This is a genomic window from Streptomyces sp. IBSBF 2435 (genome assembly GCF_036815005.1).
Lineage (GTDB): Bacteria > Actinomycetota > Actinomycetes > Streptomycetales > Streptomycetaceae > Actinacidiphila.
On sequence record NZ_JAJSYW010000055.1, the window covers coordinates 1 to 22,677 of the forward strand.

At 74.7% G+C, this 22,677-nt stretch carries 15 protein-coding genes and 3 pseudogenes; 7 read left to right on the forward strand and 11 right to left on the reverse strand.

Annotated elements, in window-relative coordinates; genetic code table 11:
- The first annotated feature begins 185 nt into the window (after positions 1-185).
- The gene (locus tag V7E46_RS13415) at positions 186-1,187 is read left to right on the forward strand and encodes an MBL fold metallo-hydrolase (protein ID WP_329173452.1); all 1,002 of its coding nucleotides are present in this window, start codon (positions 186-188) and stop codon (positions 1,185-1,187) included.
- Between the two features lie 191 nt (positions 1,188-1,378).
- Here V7E46_RS13415 and V7E46_RS13420 read toward each other — a convergent pair whose 3' ends face one another.
- Both V7E46_RS13420 and V7E46_RS13425 read right to left on the reverse strand, forming a co-directional pair.
- Positions 1,379-2,014, reverse strand: coding sequence for a DedA family protein (locus V7E46_RS13420; protein ID WP_443054147.1), 636 nt, complete (start codon positions 2,012-2,014; stop codon positions 1,379-1,381).
- The gene (locus V7E46_RS13425; protein WP_333768626.1) at positions 2,011-2,805 is read right to left on the reverse strand and encodes an MBL fold metallo-hydrolase; all 795 of its coding nucleotides are present in this window, start codon (positions 2,803-2,805) and stop codon (positions 2,011-2,013) included. Before V7E46_RS13425 ends, V7E46_RS13420 begins: the two co-directional genes overlap by 4 nt.
- 262 nt (positions 2,806-3,067) lie before the next feature.
- On the opposite strand from V7E46_RS13425, the gene V7E46_RS13430 reads away from it, so the two are divergent.
- Together V7E46_RS13430 and V7E46_RS13435 are read left to right on the forward strand one after the other, a co-directional pair.
- On the forward strand, positions 3,068-5,137 hold the full coding sequence (locus V7E46_RS13430; protein WP_333768627.1) for a phage holin family protein: 2,070 nt from the start codon (positions 3,068-3,070) through the stop codon (positions 5,135-5,137).
- A 398-nt stretch (positions 5,138-5,535) separates the two neighbouring features.
- Positions 5,536-6,053: pseudogene (locus V7E46_RS13435) on the forward strand (MmyB family transcriptional regulator).
- A gap of 60 nt (positions 6,054-6,113) precedes the next feature.
- Here V7E46_RS13435 and V7E46_RS13440 read toward each other — a convergent pair.
- Positions 6,114-6,875, reverse strand: coding sequence for an SDR family NAD(P)-dependent oxidoreductase (locus V7E46_RS13440; RefSeq protein ID WP_333768628.1), 762 nt, complete (start codon positions 6,873-6,875; stop codon positions 6,114-6,116).
- A gap of 73 nt (positions 6,876-6,948) precedes the next feature.
- The gene (locus V7E46_RS13445) at positions 6,949-7,530 is read right to left on the reverse strand and encodes a TetR/AcrR family transcriptional regulator (RefSeq protein ID WP_333768629.1); all 582 of its coding nucleotides are present in this window, start codon (positions 7,528-7,530) and stop codon (positions 6,949-6,951) included.
- Between the two features lie 98 nt (positions 7,531-7,628).
- Between V7E46_RS13445 and V7E46_RS13450 the strand changes: the two genes are divergently transcribed.
- Positions 7,629-8,345 (forward strand): Clp protease N-terminal domain-containing protein, encoded by a 717-nt coding sequence (locus tag V7E46_RS13450; RefSeq protein WP_333768630.1) that lies wholly within the window; start codon positions 7,629-7,631, stop codon positions 8,343-8,345.
- A gap of 191 nt (positions 8,346-8,536) precedes the next feature.
- Here the strand turns inward: V7E46_RS13450 and V7E46_RS13455 are convergent, their stop codons facing one another.
- Both V7E46_RS13455 and V7E46_RS13460 read right to left on the reverse strand, forming a co-directional pair.
- Positions 8,537-9,268, reverse strand: coding sequence for a class I SAM-dependent methyltransferase (locus V7E46_RS13455; protein WP_329173441.1), 732 nt, complete (start codon positions 9,266-9,268; stop codon positions 8,537-8,539).
- Between the two features lie 69 nt (positions 9,269-9,337).
- A complete protein-coding gene (locus V7E46_RS13460; protein ID WP_333768631.1) occupies positions 9,338-10,165 on the reverse strand; it encodes an aldo/keto reductase in 828 nt (275 codons plus the stop codon).
- A 180-nt stretch (positions 10,166-10,345) separates the two neighbouring features.
- On the opposite strand from V7E46_RS13460, the gene V7E46_RS13465 reads away from it, so the two are divergent.
- From V7E46_RS13465 to V7E46_RS13475, 3 genes are read left to right on the forward strand one after another with little or no spacing between them, the layout of a single operon-like run.
- Positions 10,346-11,029: an SLATT domain-containing protein gene (locus tag V7E46_RS13465; RefSeq protein ID WP_333768632.1), complete on the forward strand. Its 684-nt coding sequence runs from the start codon at positions 10,346-10,348 to the stop codon at positions 11,027-11,029.
- Positions 11,030-11,073: 44 nt separating this feature from the next.
- Positions 11,074-15,738: an FtsK/SpoIIIE domain-containing protein gene (locus V7E46_RS13470; protein WP_333768633.1), complete on the forward strand. Its 4,665-nt coding sequence runs from the start codon at positions 11,074-11,076 to the stop codon at positions 15,736-15,738.
- On the forward strand, positions 15,735-17,864 hold the full coding sequence (locus V7E46_RS13475; protein ID WP_333768634.1) for a metallophosphoesterase family protein: 2,130 nt from the start codon (positions 15,735-15,737) through the stop codon (positions 17,862-17,864). Before V7E46_RS13470 ends, V7E46_RS13475 begins: the two co-directional genes overlap by 4 nt.
- A gap of 274 nt (positions 17,865-18,138) precedes the next feature.
- Here V7E46_RS13475 and V7E46_RS13480 read toward each other — a convergent pair.
- The 5 genes and pseudogenes from V7E46_RS13480 to fdhD all read right to left on the reverse strand — a co-directional run.
- Positions 18,139-18,987: pseudogene (locus tag V7E46_RS13480) on the reverse strand (AMP-dependent synthetase/ligase); the annotation flags it as partial.
- Positions 18,988-19,098: 111 nt separating this feature from the next.
- Positions 19,099-20,082: pseudogene (locus V7E46_RS13485) on the reverse strand (AMP-binding protein); the annotation flags it as partial.
- Positions 20,083-20,349: 267 nt separating this feature from the next.
- On the reverse strand, positions 20,350-21,222 hold the full coding sequence (locus V7E46_RS13490) for a LysR family transcriptional regulator (RefSeq protein ID WP_333768635.1): 873 nt from the start codon (positions 21,220-21,222) through the stop codon (positions 20,350-20,352).
- 113 nt (positions 21,223-21,335) lie between these two features.
- The gene (locus V7E46_RS13495; RefSeq protein ID WP_333768636.1) at positions 21,336-21,710 is read right to left on the reverse strand and encodes a hypothetical protein; all 375 of its coding nucleotides are present in this window, start codon (positions 21,708-21,710) and stop codon (positions 21,336-21,338) included.
- A gap of 61 nt (positions 21,711-21,771) precedes the next feature.
- Positions 21,772-22,617 carry a formate dehydrogenase accessory sulfurtransferase FdhD gene (gene fdhD / locus V7E46_RS13500; RefSeq protein ID WP_333768637.1) on the reverse strand — a complete coding sequence of 282 codons (846 nt, stop codon included), beginning with the start codon at positions 22,615-22,617 and terminating at the stop codon, positions 21,772-21,774.
- Between the last annotated feature and the right edge of the window lie 60 nt (positions 22,618-22,677).

Below are 22,677 nucleotides of genomic sequence, written 5' to 3' on the forward strand. Positions count from 1 at the left end.
CTGGCGGCCGCTCTCCCGCTGCTGGAGAGGATCACCCGACGTGTCTGAACCCGCGAACCGGCGCCCCGCCGGACCTGCCAACTCGCCAACGCACCGACCAGCCGACCAGCCGAGCAGCCGACCAGCCGACGACGCGACGACCCGCCGACCACGACCGGAGCACGGACCGCACGGACGGAGTCCCGATGACCGATCAGAGCGAACGGACCCTGGCCGCGCCCCGTCCGCCCGGCGAGCACCGGGTCTGGCCCAGATCGTTCGCCGACCGGCTCACCGAACCGCTGCCCGGCCTGCGCACCCTGGTCCGCACTGTCCGCGAGTGCGTCATCCGCCCGCCCGCCCACACCCTGCGCCAGGTGCCGCTGCTGCCGGTCGACCCGGGCCCGCTTCCCGAGCCGCGGCCCGGCACCATCGGCCTCACCTGGGCCGGCCACGCGAGCTGGGTGATCAGCGTGGGCGGGCTGACCGTCCTCACCGACCCGGTCTGGTCGCGCCGCATCCCCGGCACCCCCGCCCGGATCACGCCGGTGGGTGTGCCGTGGGAGGCGCTGCCCCCGGTCGACGCGGTCGTCATCAGCCACAACCACTACGACCACCTTGACGCGCCCACCCTGCGCCGGCTGCCCCGCGACACCGCGCTGCTCGTACCGGCCGGCCTCGCCGCCTGGTGCCGCCGCCGCGGCTTCACCCGGGTGACGGAACTGGACTGGTGGGAGGCCGCCCAGATCAACGGCGTCCGCTTCGACTTCGTCCCCGCGCACCACTGGAGCCGGCGCAGCCTCACCGACAGCTGCCGGTCGCTGTGGGGCGGCTGGGTCCTGACCGACCCGGCGGGCCCGCGGGTCTACTTCGCCGGCGACACCGGCTACGGCGACTGCTTCACCGACATCGGCCGCGCCCACCCCGGCATCGACCTGGCCCTGCTGCCGATCGGCGCGTACGCGCCCCGGCGGTTGCTGCGGGCGGTCCACACCGACCCGGAGGAGGCGGTCCAGGCCTTCCGCGACCTCGGCGCCGCCGCGATGGCCCCGATGCACTGGGCGACGTTCCTGCTCTCCAGCGAGCCCCCGCTCGAACCCCTCACCCGCCTCCGCACCGCCTGGTCCGCCGCCGGCCTCCCCCGCGACTCCCTGTGGGACCTCCCCGTAGGCGCCTCCCGCCGCCTGACCCGCGCGGCGGCGGGGTAGCCCGCCTTTCGCGCGAAGGGGTCTCACGCCAGCGGGGGGCGTCACGTCCGTGAGGGGGTCTCGCTCCCGTGAGGGCGCCTCACCTCCGTATGCGGGCCTCACCCTCGTAAGGCAGCCTCACGCCCGTGAGAGGGCCTCACCCCCCCATACGTGCGCCCCGCGCAAGAAGGCCTCACGCCGGTGACAACCCCTCACCCCCCGGCAGGGGCCTTGCGGAAGTGCCGGAACACCGCCGGCCCCGCCGCGATCGCGAAGGTCAGGCCGACCGCCAGGGCCACGCCCTGCCAGGGCTCAGGGAAGAGCGAGCCGCCCAGGATGCCGATCAGCTGATACGTCGCCGCCCACGCCAGGCACGCCGGCACATCGCCGCGCACGAACCGCCGCAGCGGCATCTCGGACATCAGGCACGCCACCATCACCGGGATACGGCCCGCCGGCACCAGCCGGGAGAGGACGAGCACCGCCGCCCCGTGCTCGTCGAGCCGCCGCTGGGCGGCGGCGAGCGTGTGCTCGTCGGCCCGCTGCTGCAGCCGGTGCAGCCAGCGCGAGCCGCCGCGCGACCGTACGCCGCGCAGCCCCAGCAGATACAGCCCGATGTCGCCCAGCAGCGCCGCGAAGGACGCCACGCAGAAGACGCCGAGCAGTGCGAAGGGATCGGTCTGGTGGAAGGCGACCACCGCCGCGCTGGAGACGATCGCCCCGGTCGGCACCACCGGCACCAGTGAACCCAGCGCCACCAGCAGGAACAGCGACGGATAGCCCACCGCCTGCTGCGCGCCCTCCGAGGGCGGCGGATTCGCCGCGGCCGCCGCCAGGAAGGCGATCACCCTGCGGTCTCCCGCCCGGCCGTGTCCGCGACCGTGACGCTCTGCCCGTGCGCCAGCCGGTGCACAGCGACCCCCGGTGCCGCGTCCGCCGCGAGCCGGACGAACTCGTCGCCCGGGGTGTGGAATTCGTGCGGCCGGACCGCGTCCATCCCGACCGGCCAGAAGGTCCCGTAGTGCACCGGCACCGCCACCCGCGGGGCCAGCCGCACCAGCGCCTGCGCCGCCCGCGCGGCGTCCAGGTGCCCCTGGCCCAGGAACGGACCCCACCCGCCGACCGGCATCAGCGCGACGTCGCAGGGGCCGACCGCCTCCGCCATCGCGTCGAACAGCCCGGTGTCCCCGGCGAAGTACGTCCGTGCGGCCCCTTCGACCACGTAGCCGAGCGCGGGCGCCCGCTGCGGCCCCACCGGCAGCCGCCGCCCGTCGTGCGCGGCCGGCACCACCCGTACGGTCAGCGCCCCGAATACCAGCGACTCGCCGGCCGCCACCTCCGTCAGCCGCAGCCGGTCGCGCACCCGGCGCAGCCCCGGGACGGCCGCGAGGGCGCCGCGCGGCAGCAGCACCGGGGTGCCGGGCGCGAGCCTGGCGAGCGACCCGATGTGCAGATGATCGGCGTGCAGATGCGACACCAGCACCACGTCGGCCGCGGCGGCCTCGGGCGGCGGCACCGCACCGCTCCGCCGGCGCAGATGGGCCAGCCTGCGTGCGAACAGCGGGTCGGTGAGCACGCGCATGCCGGAGTCCCGCACGGTCACCGTGGCATGCCCCCACCACGTGATCTCCACCGCCACCGCGCCCGTCCCTCCGCCGTGTCCGCCACCGGTACCGTCCGCCACCTGTGCAGCCGCCCGCGCCGCCGCCTCCGCGCCTCGTCCGGAGCCGCGCCCCCCGCCACGCCGCGTCCCTTCCCGCGCGACCCGAGCGTATGCCCTCCGCCGCAGGTCCGGCGGTACGGGTCCCGCGGTACGGATATGGCAGGGTGGAGGCGTGCCTCAGCCGGGAGAGAGTCGGAGACGGGCCGCGGGGCGCAGCGCTGTGCGGGCCGTCGGACGCGTGCTCGCGGTATGGGCGGTGGCCTCCGCCACCCTCGCCGTTCTGGCCTGGCTCCTCCCCGACTTCCGCCTTGAGGCGCCGGACGGCGACAGCCCCACCCAGATCGCGGTCACCGCGGGGATCGGCGCGGGCGCCTTCGGCGTACTGAGCGCGCTGGTGTGGCCGCTGCTGGTCAGGGCGTTGCTGCTGGTGCCCGCGCTGGTGCTCGGCGCGCTGGTGTTCTTCCTCAACGGCTCGCTGCTGCTGGTCGCGCTGAGCGTCACCCCGGACGGCAGGGGAGCGGTCACGCCCGCGACCGCCGTGGTGATCGCCGCCGTGATGTCGGCGGCGTCGTCGGCGACCAGCACCGCGCTCGCCGTGCGCGACGACGCCGCCTACGGGCGGCGGCTGGCCCGGCTGGCGGGCCGGCGCCGCCGCCACGCGGGCGACCCGCCGCTGCCGACCGCCCCGGGCACCGTCTTCCTCCAACTCGACGGCGTCGGCCACGATGTGCTGCGCTCCGCCCTGACCTGCGGCGCGCCCGCGATGCCCACGCTGGCCGGCTGGCTCGGCAGCACCCACCGGCTCACCGCGTGGCACACCGACTGGAGCAGCCAGACAGGCGCGAGCCAGCTGGCGATCCTGCACGGCAGCAACCACGATGTGCCCGCCTTCCGCTGGTTCGAGAAGGAGACCGGCCAGGTCATGGTGTGCAACCGGCCCTCCACCGCGGCCGAGTTGGAGCGCCGGGCGGTCGAACGCACCGGCTCGCCCGGCCTGCTCGCCATGGACGGCGCCAGCCGCGGCAATCTCTTCACCGGCGGCGCGGAGCAGTCCGCGCTGGTGATGTCGGTGGCGGCCCAGCGGGGGAAGTTCAGCCGGTCCAGGTCCGGTTACTTCGCCTACTTCTCCGATCCCGCCAACGCGGTGCGCACCGCCTGGTCGTTCGTCGCGGAAGTCGGCCGGGAGGTCGTGGAGTCCAGTGCGTCACGGCTGCGCAGGGACCGCCCCCGTATCAAGCGCGGCGGCATCTACCCGGTGCTGCGGGCCTTCGCCACGGTCGTGGAGCGGGACGTGGCCGTCGCCGCGGTTGTCGGCGACATGCTCGCCGGGCGCACCGCCGTCTACGCCGACCTGGTCGCCTACGACGAGGTCGCCCACCACTCGGGCCCCGGCAGCAGGGACGCCCGCAAGATCCTCACCCGCCTCGACCGCTCGGTCCGGCTGATCGCCGACGCGGCACGCTACGCGCCCAGGCCGTACCGGATCGTGCTGCTCTCCGACCACGGCCAGAGCGGCGGCGAGACCTTCGAGGACGCGTACGGTACGGGGCTGCGCGAGCTGGTACGCGCCGGGTGCGGGCTGCCGCCCGCCGGGCGGGAGTCGGGGCGGCGGGCCGGGCGGCGTACGGGTGCCGAGGCGCGGGCCGCGGCCCGCAGCGCCCTGCGCCGCCCGGAGCGCGGCCGGCGGCCCGCGGAGGAGGCCGCCTGCGAGGGGCCGCCGTCCGACCCGATCGTGCTCGCCTCGGGCAACCTCGGCCTGGTCGCCTTCCCCGACATCGCCGGCCGGGCGACGCTGGAGGAGATCGAGCGGCGCTGCCCCCGGTTGCTGCCCACGCTCACCGCGCACCCGGGGATCGGCTTCGTGCTCGTACGCAGCGCGCAGCGCGGGCCACTGGTCCTCGGCCCGGGCGGCGCAGAGCACGAGCTGGACTCCGGGCGGGTGACGGGGACGGACCCGCTGGCGTGCTTCGGCGCGGGCGCGGCGGGCGCGGTGCTGCGGGTGCACGGCTTTCCGCATACGGCCGACCTGATGATCAACTCGGCCGTGGACCCCCTGACCGGGGCCGTGCACGCCTTCGAGGAGCAGGCCGGGTCGCACGGGGGCCTCGGCGGTCCCCAGTCCCTGCCCTTCGTGCTGGCCCCGGCCGAACTGCCGCTCCCGGCGGAGCCGATCGTCGGGGCCGAGTCGCTGCACACGGTGTTCCGTACGTGGCTGGCACCGTCTCCCGCGCCGGCCACCGACCCGCCGGCCGCGGCCCCGGTCCTCCGCCCCCGCGGCGGCCTGTCGCGCACGTCCCCCCAGTCCTGAGCCCGCGCCGTCGGCGGATCCTGCGCGGGCGGCCCTCAGCGGCGGGCGGTCGCCGTCAGGCGGGCGGGCAGGCGGAACTGGCGCAGTTCCTGCGCGCGATGCGGGCACGGCTGACCCCGCAGGACGTCGGACTGCCGCCCGGAGCCCGGCGCAGGACCCCCGGTCAGCGCCGCCAGGAAGTGGCCCAGCTCGCCTCGGTCAGCATCGACTGGTACATCCGGCTGGAGCAGGGCCGGGTCGGCACACCCGGCGCGGCGGTGCTGGACGCGCTGGCCGGGGCGCCGCGGCTGTCGCCCGCCGAGGTGCGGCACCTGCATCTGATCGGCCGCGGCGGGGTGCCGCTGCCGCTGTACGACCGGCCGCTGGTCGGCGGCTCGCTGCGCGCCCTGCTCGACGGGATGCCGCTGCTGCCCGCGTACGTCCCGGACTTCCGGCTGGACGTGCTGGCCCACAACGCGGCAGCCGCGGCGCTGTTCGGCGCGGACTACGGCACGCCGGGCGCGGACAATCTGGCCCGCGCCCTCTTCCTGCCGACACCGGTACGGGCGATGCAGCTCGACTGGGCGCGGGTCGACCGGGAGACGGTCGGCAATCTGCGGGCGAACCGGCCCGGCACCGCGACGACCTCCCCTTGCCTGAACTGATCGCCGAACTGCGCTCGGCCAGCGCGGACTTCGCGACCTGGTGGGACGACCAGACGGTCAAGGAGCGGGACCACGGCACAAAGCGCGTGCCGCATCCGGCGGTTGGCGAACTGACTGTCAACTACGACGCGTTGGCCGTGCCCGGCGGCTTCGACCAGCGCCTGATCGCGGTCACACCGGCCGACCCGGCGGCCGAACGCGCCCTGCGTACGCTCGTGCCCGGACACGTCGCCGCCCGCGCGACCACGGGCGTCCGCCCGATCGCGGCCTGACACGTACCCCCGACACACATACGTACCGCCCGACGCCTCCCGGGCTCCTCCGGCAGCCGGTTACGCGGTGGCCCCGCCGTCCAGGACGAGGTCCGTGCCCACCGTCGACGCCGCCTCGGGCGAGGCCAGGTGGAGGACGGCGGCCGCGACCTCCGCGGTGGTGGAGGCGCGGCCGAGCGGCAGGTCGGCGCGCATACGGGCCGCCTTCGCCGCCGGGGTCTCGCCGGGGCGCGAGGACATCGGCGTGTCCACGGGGCCCGGGCTGACCGCGTTGATCCGTATGCCGTCCGCGATGTGGTCCAGCGCCGCGCTGCGGGTCAGCGCGCTCACCGCGGCCTTGCTCGCCGCGTACGCCCCGAGGCCGGGCGCCCGCCGGTGCGCGCCGATGTTGGAGGCGATGTTGACGATGGCGCCGCCGCCGTGCCGCCGCATGTGGGCGATCTCGTGCTTCATCGACAGCCACAGCCCGGTGAGGTTGGTGTCGACGGTGCGCCGCCATGCGTCCTCGGCCATGTCGCCTACGGGGCCGGGCGCCACGAGTATGCCGACGCCGTTGACGGCGACGTCGAGCGAACCGAGGCGGGCGACGGTCCGCGCGACCATGGCTTCCGCGTCGGGGCCGCGGGTGACGTCGGCGGTGACCGCCACCGCGGTGCCGCCGCCGGCCTCGACCAGGGCGACGGTCGCGTCGAGCGCGGCCCGCGTGCGGCCGGCCACCGCGACCAGCGCCCCCTCGCGGGCGAAGGCGAGCGCGACGGCCCGCCCGATCCCGCTGCCGCCGCCGGCGACGAGTACAACCCGACCGGTGAACCTCTCGGACATGGGTGTCTCCTGGTGAGAATGAACGTTCTGGAAGGAGGTCGTACGGGTGCCGCGTGAACGACCGCGGCCCCGCTCAGCCGATGAGGGCGAGCACCTGCCGCGCCGCGTCCCGTGCCCGCTCCTGGTCGCCGCCGGCCTTGCCGACCACCCGCATGCCCTGGAGCAGCACCAGCAGCATCCGGGCCAGCGTCCGCGGCTCGCGGCCGGCGGTGAGTTCGCCCTGCGCCCGGGCGCGCAGCAGCGCCGAGGTCAGCGCGGTCTCCAGGACGTCCCAGCTGGCCTCGACGCGCCGGGCCGCGGCCCGGTCGTGCGGGGCGAGTTCGACCGCGGTGTTGGTTATGAAGCAGCCCCGCCGCAGGTCGTCGGCCGCCGACTCCTCGGCGAAGCGGGTCACCAGCGCCCTGACCGCGGGCAGTGCGGGTCCCGGCCGGGACAGTTCCTCCAGCAGGACCGGGTCGCACCGCTCGCCGTAGCGGCGCAGGGCGCGCAGATACAGCTCGTGCTTGCTGCCGAAGGCGGCGTAGATCCCGGCCCTGGCCACGCCGAGCCGTTCGACCAGCGCGGACATCGAGGTGGCCTCGTAACCCCGCTCCCAGAACAGCTCAAGTGCCGCCTGGAGTGCGGTGTCGGGGTCGAATTCCTTGGTCCTGGCCATGGCTGCGACCCTACGGTCAATGAGAACGATCGGTCAAGAAAGGCTGAATCGTCAACGGCAGGTTGACGACTGAGGGAGCGTCAACTTACGGTTGACGCATGACATCGCACCCGGTACGACTCGACGACCTCATCGACTACGTCAAGCAGCAGCACCCCGGCAGCGACCCCCTCGCCGACCTCGAACACGCGGTGACCGTCGCCGCGCACCTGGACGAGATCGCCGACCACCTGATCGGGCACTTCGTCGACCAGGCCCGGCGGGCCGGCGCGTCCTGGACCGACATCGGCCAGCACATGGGCGTCAGCAAGCAGGCGGCGCAGAAGCGGTTCGTGCCCAAGCTCCCGGAAGACCTCGGGCTCAACGTCGAGGCCAACTTCGGCCGCTTCACCCCGCGCGCCCGCAAGGCCGTCGCCGACGCGCAGGAAGAGGCCCGTACGGCACGGCACGGCGCCATCGAGCCGGAGCACCTGGTCCTCGGCCTGCTCAGCCAGCAGGACACGTTCGCGGCTCGCGCCCTCATCGACCTGGGCACCAGCCCGCAGGCGGTACGCGCCGCCGTCGCCACGGCCGGCGAGGAGGAGGAGCCGCTCACCGGTAATCTGCCGATCAGCCCGGACGCCAAGAAGATCCTGCAACTGGTGCTGCGGGAGGCGCTGCGCCTCGGCCACAACTACATCGGCACCGAGCACATCCTGCTGGGCGTGCTCAGCGACGACCAGGACCGCGCGGCGCAGGCCCTCACGGCCCTCGGCGTCACCCACGCGGCAGTCGAGGAATGGCTCACCGCCGCCCTGGCCAACCTGACCACCTGAACGGCCTTTGGCTGTACCGCTGTGTCTGCGGGTCGGTGTTCCTGCTCGCCGGTTTCGCGGGTGGCCTCGTTCCTCGGCCGCCCACTCCACCGGCTCGGGTGTCACACCGCTGTGTTTGCGGGTCGGTGTTCCTGCTTGCCGGTTTCGCGGGTGGCCTCGTTCCTCGGCCGCCCACTCCACCGGCTCGGGCGTCACACCGACTTACGCAGCGCCAGCAAGCGGTACACCGGGTCCGCGCGGGGGACGTCCGGGTTGGGAAGCGCGGACAGCCGGTCGGCCAGTGCCGAGGTCTGGGTCTCGTCCAGGGCCAGCGCGGACGCGAAATAGCCGCGGGTCACGTCACCGGACGTACGGTACGGGGACCTGCCCTGCCCGTGGCCGGTGAAGCGGGCCTCGCCCACCCGGCTCAGGCCGTGCTCGCAGGCCGTGGCCAGCACCCGCGGCGCCGCGTCGTACGCCCTGCGCACCCGGTAGGGGGCGAGCAACTGGTCGACGTCGCTGTTCACATCGTGCCCCGCGTCCTTGTCGACGGTGGTCACGAAGACCCCGCCGGGCCGCAGCACCCGGGCGCACTCGGCGACCACCGTGAGCGCGTCCGGCAGCAGATGCAGCAGCCACACCGCGCTCACCGCGTCGAGCGACTCATCGGCGAACGGCAGCCGGTGGCAGTTTCCGCGCACCACCGCGCCGCCGACCCGCCCGGCCGCCGTACGCGCCATCTCGGGCGCCGCGTCCACGCCGAAGACCCGCAGGCCCGGCCGGGCCAGCCGTTCGGTCACCAGGCCGGTACCGCACCCGACGTCGAGCAGGGTGCGGGCCCGATCGGGTACGAGCGCGAGCACGGCCCGGGCCGCCGACAGCGCCCGCGGTATGCCGCCCCGCGTCGCGTCGTAGCGCGCCGCCTCCACGTCATAGTCCAGCATGCAGCCGATGCTAGATGCCGCTGATGAACAGCAGCCTCTCCGGGGCTTGCGCCGCTGTTACGTATGGGATCAGCCGACCGCGTCCGGGTCGGGGCCGAGCCGGGTGCCGTCGTCCAGGGCGGCCAGCTCCGCGAGGTCCTCCTCGGGCAGCTCGAAGCCGAAGACATCGATGTTCTCCCGGATCCTGGACGGCGTCACCGACTTGGGGATGACGACATTGCCCAGTTGCAGGTGCCACCTCAGCACCACCTGCGCCGCGGTCCGCCCGTGCCGAGCCGCGATCTTCCCGATCACCGGGTTGTCCAGCAGGCCTTTGCCCTGGCCCAGCGGCGACCAGGCCTCGGTGGCGATGCCCAATTCCGCGTGCAGGGACCGCAGTTCGGCCTGGGCGAGCTGCGGATGCAGCTCGATCTGGTTCACCGCGGGCACCACTCCGGCCCCGGCCGTCAGCCGGCGCAGGTGCGCGGGCTGGAAGTTGGACACCCCGATCGCCCGCGCCCGGCCGTCGGCCGCGATCCGCTCCAGGGCGCGCCAGGTGTCCGTATACGCATCGCGCCGCGGCTGCGGCCAGTGGATCAGGTACAGGTCCACGTACTCCAGGCGCAGCTTGGCCAGCGAGCGGTCGAAGGCCCGCAGCGCCGAGTCGTGACCCTGGTCGGAATTCCACAGTTTGGTGGTGACGAACAGCTCCTCGCGCGGCAGCCCCGAGGCGGCCAGCGCCCGGCCCGTGCCCTTCTCGTTGGCGTACACCGCGGCGGTGTCGATGCTGCGGTAGCCGGCGTCGAGGGCGGTGGCGACGGCCGCGGTCGCCTCGCCGTCCGGCACCTGCCAGACGCCGAAGCCGAGCTGCGGCATCAGCACGCCGTTGTTGAGGGTGATGGCGGGGACCTGGCTCACGGGCGGTCGATCCTTACGTCGGGGTGGGGAGGGGTACATCGGGGCACGGCGGGGGCGCCGGACCCCGGCGTACAACCGGGCGGCCGATCGGCGCATTCCCGCGCCCCGCGGTGATCCGAGCCGATAGCCTCACGCGCGGGGACCCGGCTCGGCCCGGGCAGGGCGAGGGGAGCGGGAGCGATGGCGGGCCAGAGCGGGCCGACGGCGACAGCGGGGGCACCGGCGGCGGACAGCCGCGGCGCACCGCGCCGGGGGCGCAGGGACCTTGAGGCGCAGCCCTTCCCGGACGTGCCGGCCGCCGCGGCCGCCGACCCGGCCGCGCAGCGCGAGACGCTGGCCCGGCTGCGCGCCTGGGCCGAGCAGGACGCCGAGGCCGCCATCGACTGGTATCTGCGCGACAAGCGGACCAAGCGCGCCGCCTCCCGGCTGCTCCAGGGCCTGGCCATCGCCTTCGCGGTGGCCGGCACGGCCGTGCCGCTCGGCACGGCCGCCTACGGCGGCTCGGGGCAGGGCTGGGGCTATGTGCTGCTCGCGGTCGCCGCGGGCTGCAAGGGCTTCGACCACTTCTTCGGGGTGTCCGCCAGCTGGATGCGGGACATCGGTGTCGCCCACGCCCTGCGTACCGAGCTGAACGCCGTACGGCTGGAGTGGGCCACCGATGTGCTGCGGGCCGGACCCGGCCTGGACACACCGGGCCGGTTGCTCGAACCAGCCGAGGTCGAACGGCAGTTGGCGCTCATCAACCGGCTGGCGGGTGCGGTCCGCAGCCACGTCGACGGTGAAACCGCCGAGTGGCAGGCCGCGTTCAGCTCCAGCACCAGCGAACTGCACGGCCAGGGCGCGCTGCCCGGCTCGGACCGCTGAACAGCCCGGGCGGGGACGGACATCAGGACGGGGGTGGGACGTCGATGCGCAGGACACTGACCGTGGTGACCCCCGACGGGACCGCGCACGACATCGAGCTGACCGCGCCGGAGTCCACGACGATGCGGCAGCTCGCCGAGCAGTTCTTCCTCACATGGGGCGCATCAGGGCCGCGCACCGGGTCGACCGGGACCGGACTCGCCGAACACCCCTCGCGCGACGATCTGCTCCGCCCCGCCCCGATGCTCTACATCGGCGACAGCCCGCTGCCGGGCGGGATGGCGCTCGGGGAGTCGCCGCTGCGCGACGGCGTACGCGTCGGCTCCGGCACCTCCCTGCCCGACGAGCCCGTCACCCGGGGTGCCACGCTGTGGGTCGTCGCGGGGGAGGGTGCCGGTGAGGTGGCGCGCTTTCCCGACCGGGCGGTGGACGGGCCGCGGTCCGGCGAAGGCGTTCTGGCGCGCTCGCAGGTGGAGGACTTGCTCCCGGTCAGCAGCGCTGCGGGCATATGGCTCCGTCCGGACGCTCCCCCCGAAGCCGCAGGCGGTTTCTGGCACATCGGCGGCCTGTCGCCGACGGACACCAGATGCCTGCAGTGGCGGTTGCGGGAGCCCGCCGAACCCGACCAGCTGCCGCCCGGTGACGGCGGCACGCTGCTCTTCACCCGGCCGCCACGCCGCCGGCCGCGGCCCGCTCTGACCGTCCCCGACCTCCCGGCCACGGACCGCTGGTGGCACACTCCGGCGACCCGCGACCAGCGTGCGCGCAAGGTGCGCGAATCGTTGCGGGCGCGGCGGGTGACCCAGATCGCCGCCGGCATGCCGCTGGCCTGGTCGGGGCCGCCCCTGGCCAGCGCGCTGCGCACGGCGGACCTGGTGGCGTACGACATCGCCGCGCTCCTGGACTTCTCCTTCCCCGATGCCGCGGCGGTCCGGGATTTCGCGGTGCTGCGCAGCCATCGGCTGTGGGAGCGCCGCCGGACGGACCCGGACTTCCTCGCCCTGCGCTGCGGCCTGCGCACCGCCGTCCCGGCCGACGGCGGTGTGATGGACCTGTGGAACTACGCCTTTCCCGCCGTGGTCAGCCTGCCGCAGCGCGGGGTGGTCGGTGTGGTGGGCGCCGGGGACCGGCCCCGGCGGCTCGCCGGCTGGCTCGCGCTGCAGACCGCCGTCCACCACAGCCCGGAGGACGTCGTCGTACGGGTGCTCACCGACACCGCGGGCGCCGCCGACTGGCGGTGGCTGCGGTGGCTGCCGCGCTCCTCCTCCGCGCTGGACGACGCCGACGCGCCCCGGGTGCACGCCGACCCCACGTCCGTGGCCCAGCAGATCGGCGCGCTGCTCCTGCTGCTGTCCGACCGGCAGAGCGCGGCGGATGCCGCGCGGGCGGCGGCGGAGCAGGCCGCTCTCCTGGACGACCTGCCGCGCCAGGGCGCGCCGCAGCCGCTGTTCGGGACGCCGGCGGCGGCCGGTCCCAAGGCCGCGGAGCCCGGCGGGTATCACGGCCCCGCGGTCGTGCTGATCCTGGACGGCATCCGGCAGCTGCGCGCGGTGCCCGGCGTCGCCCGCCTGCTCCAGGAGGGGCCCGCGGCCGGGATCTACGCCGTCTGCCTGGGCACGGAGGAACGCCAACTCCCGTACGGCTACGGCTGTCTGGTCGACATCTCGGTCGACGGCGGCGGCCCGCGGATCGACTGCGGCAGGCCGTATCCGTTCGTGCCCGACCTGCCGCGCACACCGTGGTTCGAGACGCCGGCCAGGGCGCTGGCACCGCTGCGGAACGCCGCCGCCGTCCAGCGCGCGCTGGATCTCGCGGACCGGCCGCTGCCGGAACTGCTCGGCCTGGAGTCGCCGGAGGACCCGGGGCCGATCGTCGCCCGCTGGTCGGCGGTGCCCCGGTCGACCACCGCGGTCGTGGGGCAGGCGGACGGGTCGCCGTTCGAGCTGGACCTGCGCAGGCACGGCCCGCATGGGCTGGTCGCGGGGGCCGGCGACTCGGGGCGCACCGCGTTCCTGCGCGGCTGGATCACCTCGCTCGCGATCGCCAACCGGCCGGACGAGATGATCTTCGTCCTGGTCGACTACAAGGGCGGCACCGCCTTCGGCGCGGTCGCCGCGCTGCCCCATGTCACCAGCCTGATCGCCGACCTCGACGGCCGCCAGGCCGAGCGGATGCTCGACCGCCTGCAGGCCGAGCTGCGCTCCCGGGAGGCCCAGCTCGGCGCCCACGGGGCACGGGACATCGACGACTACCACGATCTGCGGGACCGCCGGCGCGAACTGCCGCCACTGCCCCGACTTGTGGTCGTAATCGCCGAGTTCACCGGACTGGCCCGTGAACTGCCGATCGTGGTCGCAGGGTTGCTGAACCTCGCCCAGAGCGGACGCTCGCTGGGCGTGCACCTGGTGCTCGCCACCCAGCGCCCCGGCGGATCGCTCACCTCCGACATCCAGTCGATCACCAACCTGCGGATCGCGCTGCGGGTCGCCGGCGCCGGCGAGAGCGCCTCGGTCATCGACGCGCCCGACGCGGCGGCGATCTCCCGGTCGAGCCCCGGCCGGGCCTTCTTACGCACCGGCGCGGAGGAACTGCGTGAGTTCCAGGCCGCGTTGCCGGTCGTGGTGGGTTCCGGCCACCGGCCGGACCCTGTGATCGCGATCAGGGACCTCGATCCGGCCGGCCTGCTGCCGCCCGCCGTCACGACCGGCCCGTCCCCCTCCGGCGGGGCCGCCACGGCCACCGACCTCGACCTGCTGGTGTCGGCGGTACGCACCGCCGCGCAACGCCTCGGCGTGAGGCCGCTTCCCGGGCCGCTGCCGGAGCCGCTGCCGAGAGTGGTCACCCTCTCGGAGCTGCCCGCGCCGGAAGGGGACCCGCGGGACCCGGCGCCGGTGGCGTACGGGGTGCAGGAATTCGCCGACGAGGTCGGCAGGCAGCCGGCGCTCTTCGACCTCGCCGCGGACGGTCCGCTGGCCGCGGCGGGCGCGCCGCGCAGCGGCAGATCACAGTTCCTGCGCACGCTCGCCGCGGCCCTCGCCGTACGGCACAGCACCGCAGACGTCCACCTCTTCTGCATCGACTGCGGCAACGGCGCGCTCCAGGTGCTCAGCCGGCTGCCGCACTGCGGCGCCGTGGTCAACCGGGGCAGGCCCGACCACATGGCGCGGCTGACCAGCCGGCTCACCGCCGCCCTCTACCGCCGCCAACAGGTCTTCGCCGAGAGCGGGTTCAGCGACATCGCCGCCCAGCGCCAGGCCGTGCCCGAAGGGCGGCGGCTGCCGTATCTGGTGCTGCTGCTCGACCGCTGGGAGACCTTCGCGGAGTTCGCCGACTGGGACTACGGGCGGATGCGCGACGACCTGACGCTGCTGATGAGCGAGGGCGCGCGGGCGGGCATCCAGGTCGTGCTGACCGTGGAAGCCGACGCGTACTTCACCCAGCTGCGCTCACCGGTGACGGACCTGCTCGTCCTCGACCAGCGGGACAGACGGGCCTACGAGGCGCTGGGCGTCGAAACCCCCCGCGGCCACCTCGAACCCGGCCGCGCCCTGCGGGCGTTCAGCCCCGTCGAGCTGCAGATCGCGCTGCTCGACGGCGAACCCACAGGACGCGGCCAGAGCGACGCGCTGGACCGGCTGGCCGCGCGATTACGGGAGCGCGACGAGCATGTGCCGCAGCCCCGGCGGCCGTTCACCATCGACGACGCCCCGCGGGCCGCCGAGAAATTCCATGTGGGGTCCGGCAGGGGCCGCCCGGTCGGCCGGGAGGACGTCCTCGCATGGCTGCGCGACCGGCACGCCACCGGCGCCTCGGTCGCGCTGCTCGGGCCGCGCAGGGCGGGCAAGACCTGGGTGCTCGAAGAGCTGTCGCGGCGCCTGGCCGCGGAAGGCAGCCGCCGGGAGATCCACCGGCTGCTCGTACCGCCGTTGAAGGACGCGGTGGACAGCCCCGACGCGCTGGCCGCGCTGCTCGACCGCGGGATGCGGCAGGCCGGCAGCCCGGCCGAGGCACTGCTCGACAAGGCCGCAGGGACCGCGGGCGGTTCCCGGCTGGTCTTCCTGCTGGACGAGGTGGGGCGGCTGGCCGGCTACAGCCCGGCCGCGGTGTCCTGGCTGCGCGACCTCGGCCAGGCCGGTGCCTGGCTGCTCTACACCGGCAGCGAGAAGGACTGGCGGACCGTGGTGCGCCGGGCGCTGACCGTGCCGGGCTCCAGCTTCGGCAATGACGTCAACGCCCGGTTGCTCGGCCCGCTCGACCGGGAAGCTGCACTGGACTTCCTGTCCGGCACCGCGGCCAACCTCGGCGTGGCCCTCGCCCGCGACACCGCGGCCGCCGACATCGTGCGAACCGTCGGCAGCTGGCCCTTCTACCTCCAGGTGGCCGGCGACGCCGTGGTGAGTGCCGTCCAGGGCAACGACCTGCGCGCGCTCTCGGATTCCGGGGCACTGCGCGAACTGCTCGACCGGCGGCTGCTCACCGAGTGGTCGTCGTACTTCCAGTCCCGCTGGGCCGAGATCGGCCCGGCGGGGCGGGCCGCGCTGCTCACCGCACCCGGCACCGTGCCCCGCGACGCCACCCCCGCACAGCGCGAGGACCTGCGCGAGGTGGGCCTGCTGCGGCCGGGCGAGGAGTGGCTCGACGACCCACCGCTGCTGGACTGGATCGCCAGGAACGAAATCCAACTGCGTGACGGGGAGTTACCTGCATGAGCGTCTTCCGGCCGAGCCAGTCCTACCGCGCCGACCTCGACATCAGGCTCGGCGGCGGGCGGACGCCCAGCTGGATCCGGCCGCCCGCCGAGGGCGCCGCGCCCAACAGCGCGGCCTGGCTGGTGGTCATGCCGCGCCGGGCCGGCAAGACCTGGCTGGCGCAGGGCATCGCCGATCTGCGGCCGGACGGCGGCACCGTACGGGTCGACCTGCGGTCCTCCGCGTCGGTGCGCAAGACCAGGCTCGGCTGCCTGACCGGCGTCAAGTCCGCGCCGCCGGTGCAGGAAGGGCAGCTGGTCATCGTCGACGAACCCGCACTCGCCCGGCCCGGCGGCCCCGGCCTCGCGCCCGAGGTGCTCGCCGAGGGCCTGCACCGGATCGGCGACACCGGCGCCACCGCCCTGGTCCTCGCCACCCCGGCGGAGAGCGCCCTGCTGGTCCCGCACCTGGGCCCCGACGCGAACAAGGACGTCCTGCGCCCGCCGGTGCTCGACGCCGGGGAGTCCGCGCGGATGGCGGCCAGGGCGCCGCAGTGGGCGCCCGCACTGGTGGACTGGCTGCGCGACGCGGAAGCCGGCTGGATGCACACCCCCTTCCTGCTCGAACTCGTCCTGCACAGCGCCGAGGAGCGCCCCGCGCTGCGCACCGACCCCGAGGCGCTGCTGCGCGCCGCCGCCGAAGTGGCCGAGGACCGGCACGAATACATCCAGCAGTGGTTCCACAACGGGCTCGGCGAGCAGCACCGGGCCGCCCTGCGCGCCGCCCGCTGGCGTGCCGCCGGCCTGCCCGTCCCGGCCGATCCCGCTGTCCGCGCGACCGTCGGCCCGGCGTCCGCGTACCGGTCCGCCGCCGGGGTGACGGCGTACGGGGCCGCGTCCGGCGGCGGGGCCGCCGCGTCCGCCGACAGGTCCGGCCGGGGGCGCACCGGCGCCTCCCTCGCCGACGACCCGGTGCTCGCCCGGCACCTGCCCGAGGTGCTGCGCGTCCACCACATATCCGACCTGCACCACGGCGGGCGGCTGTCCGCCACGGTCGACACCAAGGACCGTACGCAGGCGGGCCACAAGCTCGCCGCCCTCGCCGGCGCAGGCACCGCGCTCGACAGCTACCTGGACCACGTACGCCAACTCGCCGCGCAGGGCCGCGCCCCGCACCTGGTCGTCGTCACCGGCGACATCGTCGACCGGCCCTCCGACGCGCACGGCGCCCTGGCCCGCGCCTGGCTGGACGAACTGGCAGGACTGCTCGCCGCGCACCGCGACCTGCGCCCCGACGACCCGCGCATCCTGCTGGTCGGCGGCAACCACGATGTGTCCTGGGACCTGGCACTGGACCCGTCGCCGCAGGCCAGGCACCACTGGTTCGCGGCGACCTTCGCCGGCCTGCCGCACCCCGACCTCCAGCTCGCCGACCTGCGGGCGCGCCGCCTCTACGTCGGCTACCCCGGGTTCGGACTGCGCTTCGCGCTGCTCGGCAGCGCGGAATCCGGCGGCGAGGCGGCCCGCGACGAGGACCGCGAGCGGCTGCGCGGCATCCAGGAGCGGTACGCGGCGGCGGCCGGCGGTACAGGCGGCGGTGGTACAGGCGGCGGCGGTACGGCCGGTGCGCCCGCCGACGTCGATGTCGCGGCCGTCGTGCGGGACTTCGAACGGCACGACCCCGCCGTCATCGCCCGCGGCGTCCTCGACCGGCTGTCCGCCGAGCGCGGCTACGTCACCGTCGCCGCGCTGCACCACCCGCTCACGCCGGTTCCGACCGTGGAGGTCGCGCCCTATTCCGGGGTCGTCAACGCCGGGCAGGCCAGGCGCGCGCTCGCCGCGGCCAGGACCTCGCTCGTCCTGCACGGCCACACGCACGAGGCCTTCGCCGCCGCGGAGCGGCTGCTCGGGGCGGGGCCGCCGTGGACCGTACGGATCGCGGGCGCACCCGCGCTGGCCAGCCGGGACACCGATGAGCGCAACGGCTACAACGAGCTGTTCGTGGCCCGGGAGGGCGGCGGCACCCACACCCTCGCGGTCCGCACGGTCCGCCTCGACGGCGGCCAGTGGACACCGGGCGACGTCTACGCCTTCCGCCCGGGTGCGCCCACCGAACGAACCCTCACCGACCTGTGCGCGGACGCCTGACGGCGAGCCCCTGCCCCGCCGGCGAGAGGAACTCACGCGGGTGACAGCCTCTCGCGACTGCGGCATCCCTCGCGGGGGCGACAGCCTCCCGGGCACGCGGCACCCTCTCACCCCGGGCGACGGCCCCCCGCGCCTTCTGCACCACGCGCGGGGGTGTGACGGCTTCTCGCCCGCGCGACACCCCCTCACGGAGGTGAGCCTCGCGCCCGTGACACACCCTCACCGAGCTGAGCCTCGCGCCCGCGCGACACCCCCTCACGGACGTGACTCCCTCCTACGCCCGGTACAGCGCCTCGATCTCCGACTCGTAGGTCGACTCGATCGCCCGGCGCTTGAGCTTCAGTGACGGTGTCAGCATGCCGCGCTCCTCGCTGAACTGCGCGGCCAGTATGCGGAAGGTGCGGATCGACTCGGCCTGCGAGACCAGGGTGTTCGCGGCGACGACGGCCCGGCGGATCTCGGCCTCCAGGTCCGGGTCGTGCAGCAGCTCCGCCGACTCGAGCCGCGGCTTGCCGCGCATGCTCAGCCAGTGCGTGACCGCCTCCGGGTCCAGCGTGACCAGCGCCGCCACGAACGGCCGGTTGTTGCCGACCACCACGCACTGCGCGACCAGCGGATGCGCCCGCACCCGGTCCTCCAGCGCGATCGGCGACACGCTCTTGCCGCCGCTGGTCACCAAAATCTCCTTCTTCCGCCCGGTGATGGTCAGATAGCCGTCCTCGTCGAGCGAGCCGATGTCGCCGGTGGCCAGCCAGCCGTCCCGCAGCACCTCGTCGGTGGCCTTGACGTTGTTGAGGTAGCCGGAGAAGACCTGCCCGCCGCGCAGCCAGATCTCGCCGTCCTCGCCGATCAGCACGGTGGTGCCGGGCACCGGAAGGCCGACGGTGCCGAAACGGGTCTGCTCTGGCGGGTTCGCCGTCGCCGCGGCGGTGGTCTCCGTGAGGCCGTAGCCCTCGTAGATCGTCACGCCCGCGCCGGAGAAGAACAGCCCGAGGCGGCGCTCCATCGCCGAGCCGCCGGAGATCGCGTGCCGCACCCGGCCGCCGAGCGCGTCGCGCACCTTGCTGTAGACCAGTTTCTCGTAGAGCTGGTGCTGCATCCGCAGCGCGGGGGGGGGGGGGGGGGGGGGGGGGGGGGGGGGGGGGGGGGGGGGGGGGGGGGGGGGGGGGGGGGGGGGGGGGGGNTACAGATTTTTATATTAGAGGTTGTTAGACATCCGCCGCGGGGGGGGGGGGCCCCCCCCGCCACCGAAGGCCTTGGCCTCCACGGCTTCCGCGTGCCGGACCGCGATGTCCACCGCCTTGTCGAACGGCCCCAGCCTCCCGCCGCTCTCCGCCCGGCGGCGGGCGGCCTGGAAGACCTTCTCGAAGACATAGGGCACCGCCAGCACGAAGGTCGGCCGGAAGCCGGCCAGCGACGGGATCAGATCGCTCGCGGCCATGCTGGGCTGGTGCCCGAGCCTGATGCGGTACCGGACGCAGGCGACCTCGACCATCCGGCCGAAGACGTGCGCGAGCGGCAGGAAGAGCAGCGTGGACGGCTCCTCGCCCGGCTTGCTGGCGAAGACCGGCTCCCAGCGGGCCACGACGTTGTCGGTCTCGGCCATGAAGTTGGCGTGGGTGATGACGCAGCCCTTGGGGCGGCCGGTGGTGCCCGAGGTGTAGATGACGGTGGCGACCGCGTCCGGCGTCACGGCCAGCCGGTGCCGCTCCACCACGTCGTCGCCTATGTGCCGCCCGGCCTGCGACAGCTCCTCGACGCAGCCCGCGTCCAGCTGCCACAGCCGGTTCAGCCGCGGCAGTTCGTCGACGGCGGCGCCGATCGTCATCGCGTGGTCCTCGTGCTCCACGACCGCCGCGACCGCGCCCGAGTCGTGCAGCATCCAGCGGACCTGCTCGGATGACGAGGTCGGGTAGACCGGCACCGACTGGGCGCCGATCGCCCACAGGGCGAAGTCGAACAGCGTCCACTCGTAGCGGGTGCGGGACATGATCGCGACCCGGTCGCCGAAGCGGACGCCCTGGGCGAGCATGCCCTTGGCGACCGCGAGCACCTGGTCGCGGAAGGCGGCGGCGCTGACGTCGTGCCATGCGCCCCGGCCGTCGGCGCGGGCCAGTACGACCTGGTCCGGGGTCCGCTGAGCGTTGCCGAACACGGCATCCGCCAAACCGCCTGCCTGGGGTGAGGTGGCCAGTGGGGGGACGGTGAACTGACGCAACGGGTGCTCTCCTCGGACCGCTCAGTGCGGGGCCGTAAGTTACCCGATCCACCGGGCCGGCGGGAGGGGCGGAAAATTATCGGCGATTCGGACGTCTGTACTGGTCGGGCCGGGTTTTCCGGCTGTGACAAGGAAGTCGGCTCATTCCCGGGCCAGGCGGCTGTACCGCGGCGGCGGCGGATCTCCACCAAATCTGCCCGCGCCGGTCACGGTCGCTCCACCCCCGGGGGTCTCCCGCGTCCCGTACGCCCCAGTCGGCCCGGCGGCTCACGGCAGCGGCCGGTGCAGCAGGTCGCCGCCGGCCAGAATGGCGTCGGCCAGCGCGTCGGCCGCCTCCTGCGCGCGTGAGTCCCGCCGGCCGTGCAGCAGGACGAAGTCCACCCCGCCGAGATCCGGCAGCCCGCAGGCGCGCGCCTGCACCCGGACGAGACCGGCCGGAATCAGCCCTTGCGCATGCGCCATCACACCCAGGCCCGCCCTGGCCGCCGCGACCAGACCGCTCAGCGACCCGCTGGTGCCGGCCACCTGCCACGCCCTGCCGTGCCGCTCCAGCACATCGAGCACCCTGGCCCGGGTCAGCCCCGGTGGCGGGAAGGCGATCAGGGGCACGGGCCGCCGCGGGTCGAGCCGCAGCCGCTCGCCGCCGATCCACACCAGCTTGTCCCGCCACACCAGCCGCCCCGGGCCTTCCGGGCTGTGCCGTTTGGCCAGGCACAGGTCGAGCCCGCCCGCGTCGAGCCGCTGGTGCAGGGTGCCGGACAGCTCGACGGTCAGCTCCAGGTCCACCTCGGGGTGGTCGTGCCGGAAGCCCGCCAGGATCTCCGGCAGCCGGGTCGGCACGAAGTCCTCCGACACCCCGAACCGCAGCCGGCCGCGCAGCCGGGTGCCGGCGAAGAAGGCCGCCGCCCGCTCGTTGGACTCCAGGATCGGCCGGGCGAAGCCGAGCATGGCCTCGCCGTCCTCGGTCAGCTCCACCCCGTGGGTGTCCCGCAGGAACAGCCGGCAGCCCGCGGCCTCCTCCAGCCGCCGCACGTGCTGGCTGACCGTGGACTGCCGCAGCCCGAGCCGGTGCGCGGCCTGCGTGAAACTCAGCGTCTGCGCGACGGCAAGGAACGTACGCAACTGGGCCGGCTCGAACATGGCGGCACGTTATCGCGGTGCGTGATGGCAGTCAGGGCGGTAACCGGCCAACCTGATCGCGCGCCCTTGCGCCCGTAGGGCGGACCGCGACCCGGCTCGTACGGCCGTCGTCGTCACAGCCGCAGGGCGGCCACCACCAGCACGGCGAGCGCCCACGAGGCGAAGAGCGCGTAGGCGAACAGCGGGCGGCCACGGTCGCCGGCCCGCAGCTGCCGCAGCAGCACCCAGCAGAAGAACGCCGTCTCCGCGGCCCCGCCGGCGACACCCCAGGCGGGCCGCCAGATCCCGGCGATCACCGCCGCGGTCGCCGCCGTGTGCAGCACTCCCGCGGCCGGTACCAGCCAGGAGTTCCTGCCCTGCCGCAGGCCCAGCCGGGTCAGGCCGTCCAGCCGTTCGACCCCCGGCCCGAACCGGGTCAGCGCGGCCAGCGCCGACGGCACCACTTCGAGCAGCAGCAGAACGGCCAGGACGGCACTCAGGGCGAACACGCCGGGCTCCTCGGTTCTGACGTACGGGCGTCGGGCCGGAAGCGGCCGGCCGGCGACCGGCTCAGTGTGCCCCGTCGGACGCCAGTACGATACGGTCCTCGCCCGCGTAGACGTTCATCGAGTCGCCGCGCAGGAAGCCGACCAGCGTCAGGCCGCTCTCCCTGGCGAGGTCCACGGCCAGCGAGGACGGCGCCGAGACCGCAGCCAGCACCGGGATCCCGGCCATCACGGCCTTCTGCGCCAGCTCGAACGACGCCCGCCCCGACACCATCAGGATCCGGTCGGCCAGCGGCAGCAGCCCGTCCCGCAGCGCCCGCCCGACCAGCTTGTCCACCGCGTTGTGCCGCCCGACGTCCTCGCGGACGTCCAGCAGCTCACCGTCGGCGGAGAACAGCGCGGCGGCGTGCAGCCCGCCGGTCCTGTCGAAGACCGCCTGCCCGGCCCGCAGCCGCGCCGGCAGCAAGGTCAGCAGCTCGGGCGTCAGCCGCGGCTGCCCGCTGCCGGCGATCGGCAGCCGGGCCGTGGTGCGGACCGCGTCAAGGCTGGCCTTGCCGCACAACCCGCACGAGGAGGACGTGTAGACATTGCGCTCCAGGCTGATGTCGGGGACCGGCACCCCGCGCGCGAGCGTCACGTCCACCACGTTGTACGTGTTCCCGTCGTCCGCCGTCGCGCCCGCGCAGTAGACGACGTTCGCGACCTCGTGCGCGGCGGCGAGTACCCCCTCGCTGACCAGGAAACCGGTGGCCAGCGCGAAATCGTCGCCCGGCGTGCGCATGGTGATCGCCAGCGGGCGGCCGTTCAGCCGGATCTCCATCGGTTCCTCGGCTACCAGCGTGTCCGCCCGGTGGGAGGCCGCCCCGCCGCGGATCCGCAGCACCCGGCGCCTTTCGGTGGCCCGTCCCATCCGTCCTCATTCCCTCCGTCGCCGTCCCCGCCCCCGGCCGTACCCCCTGCGACGGTGTCA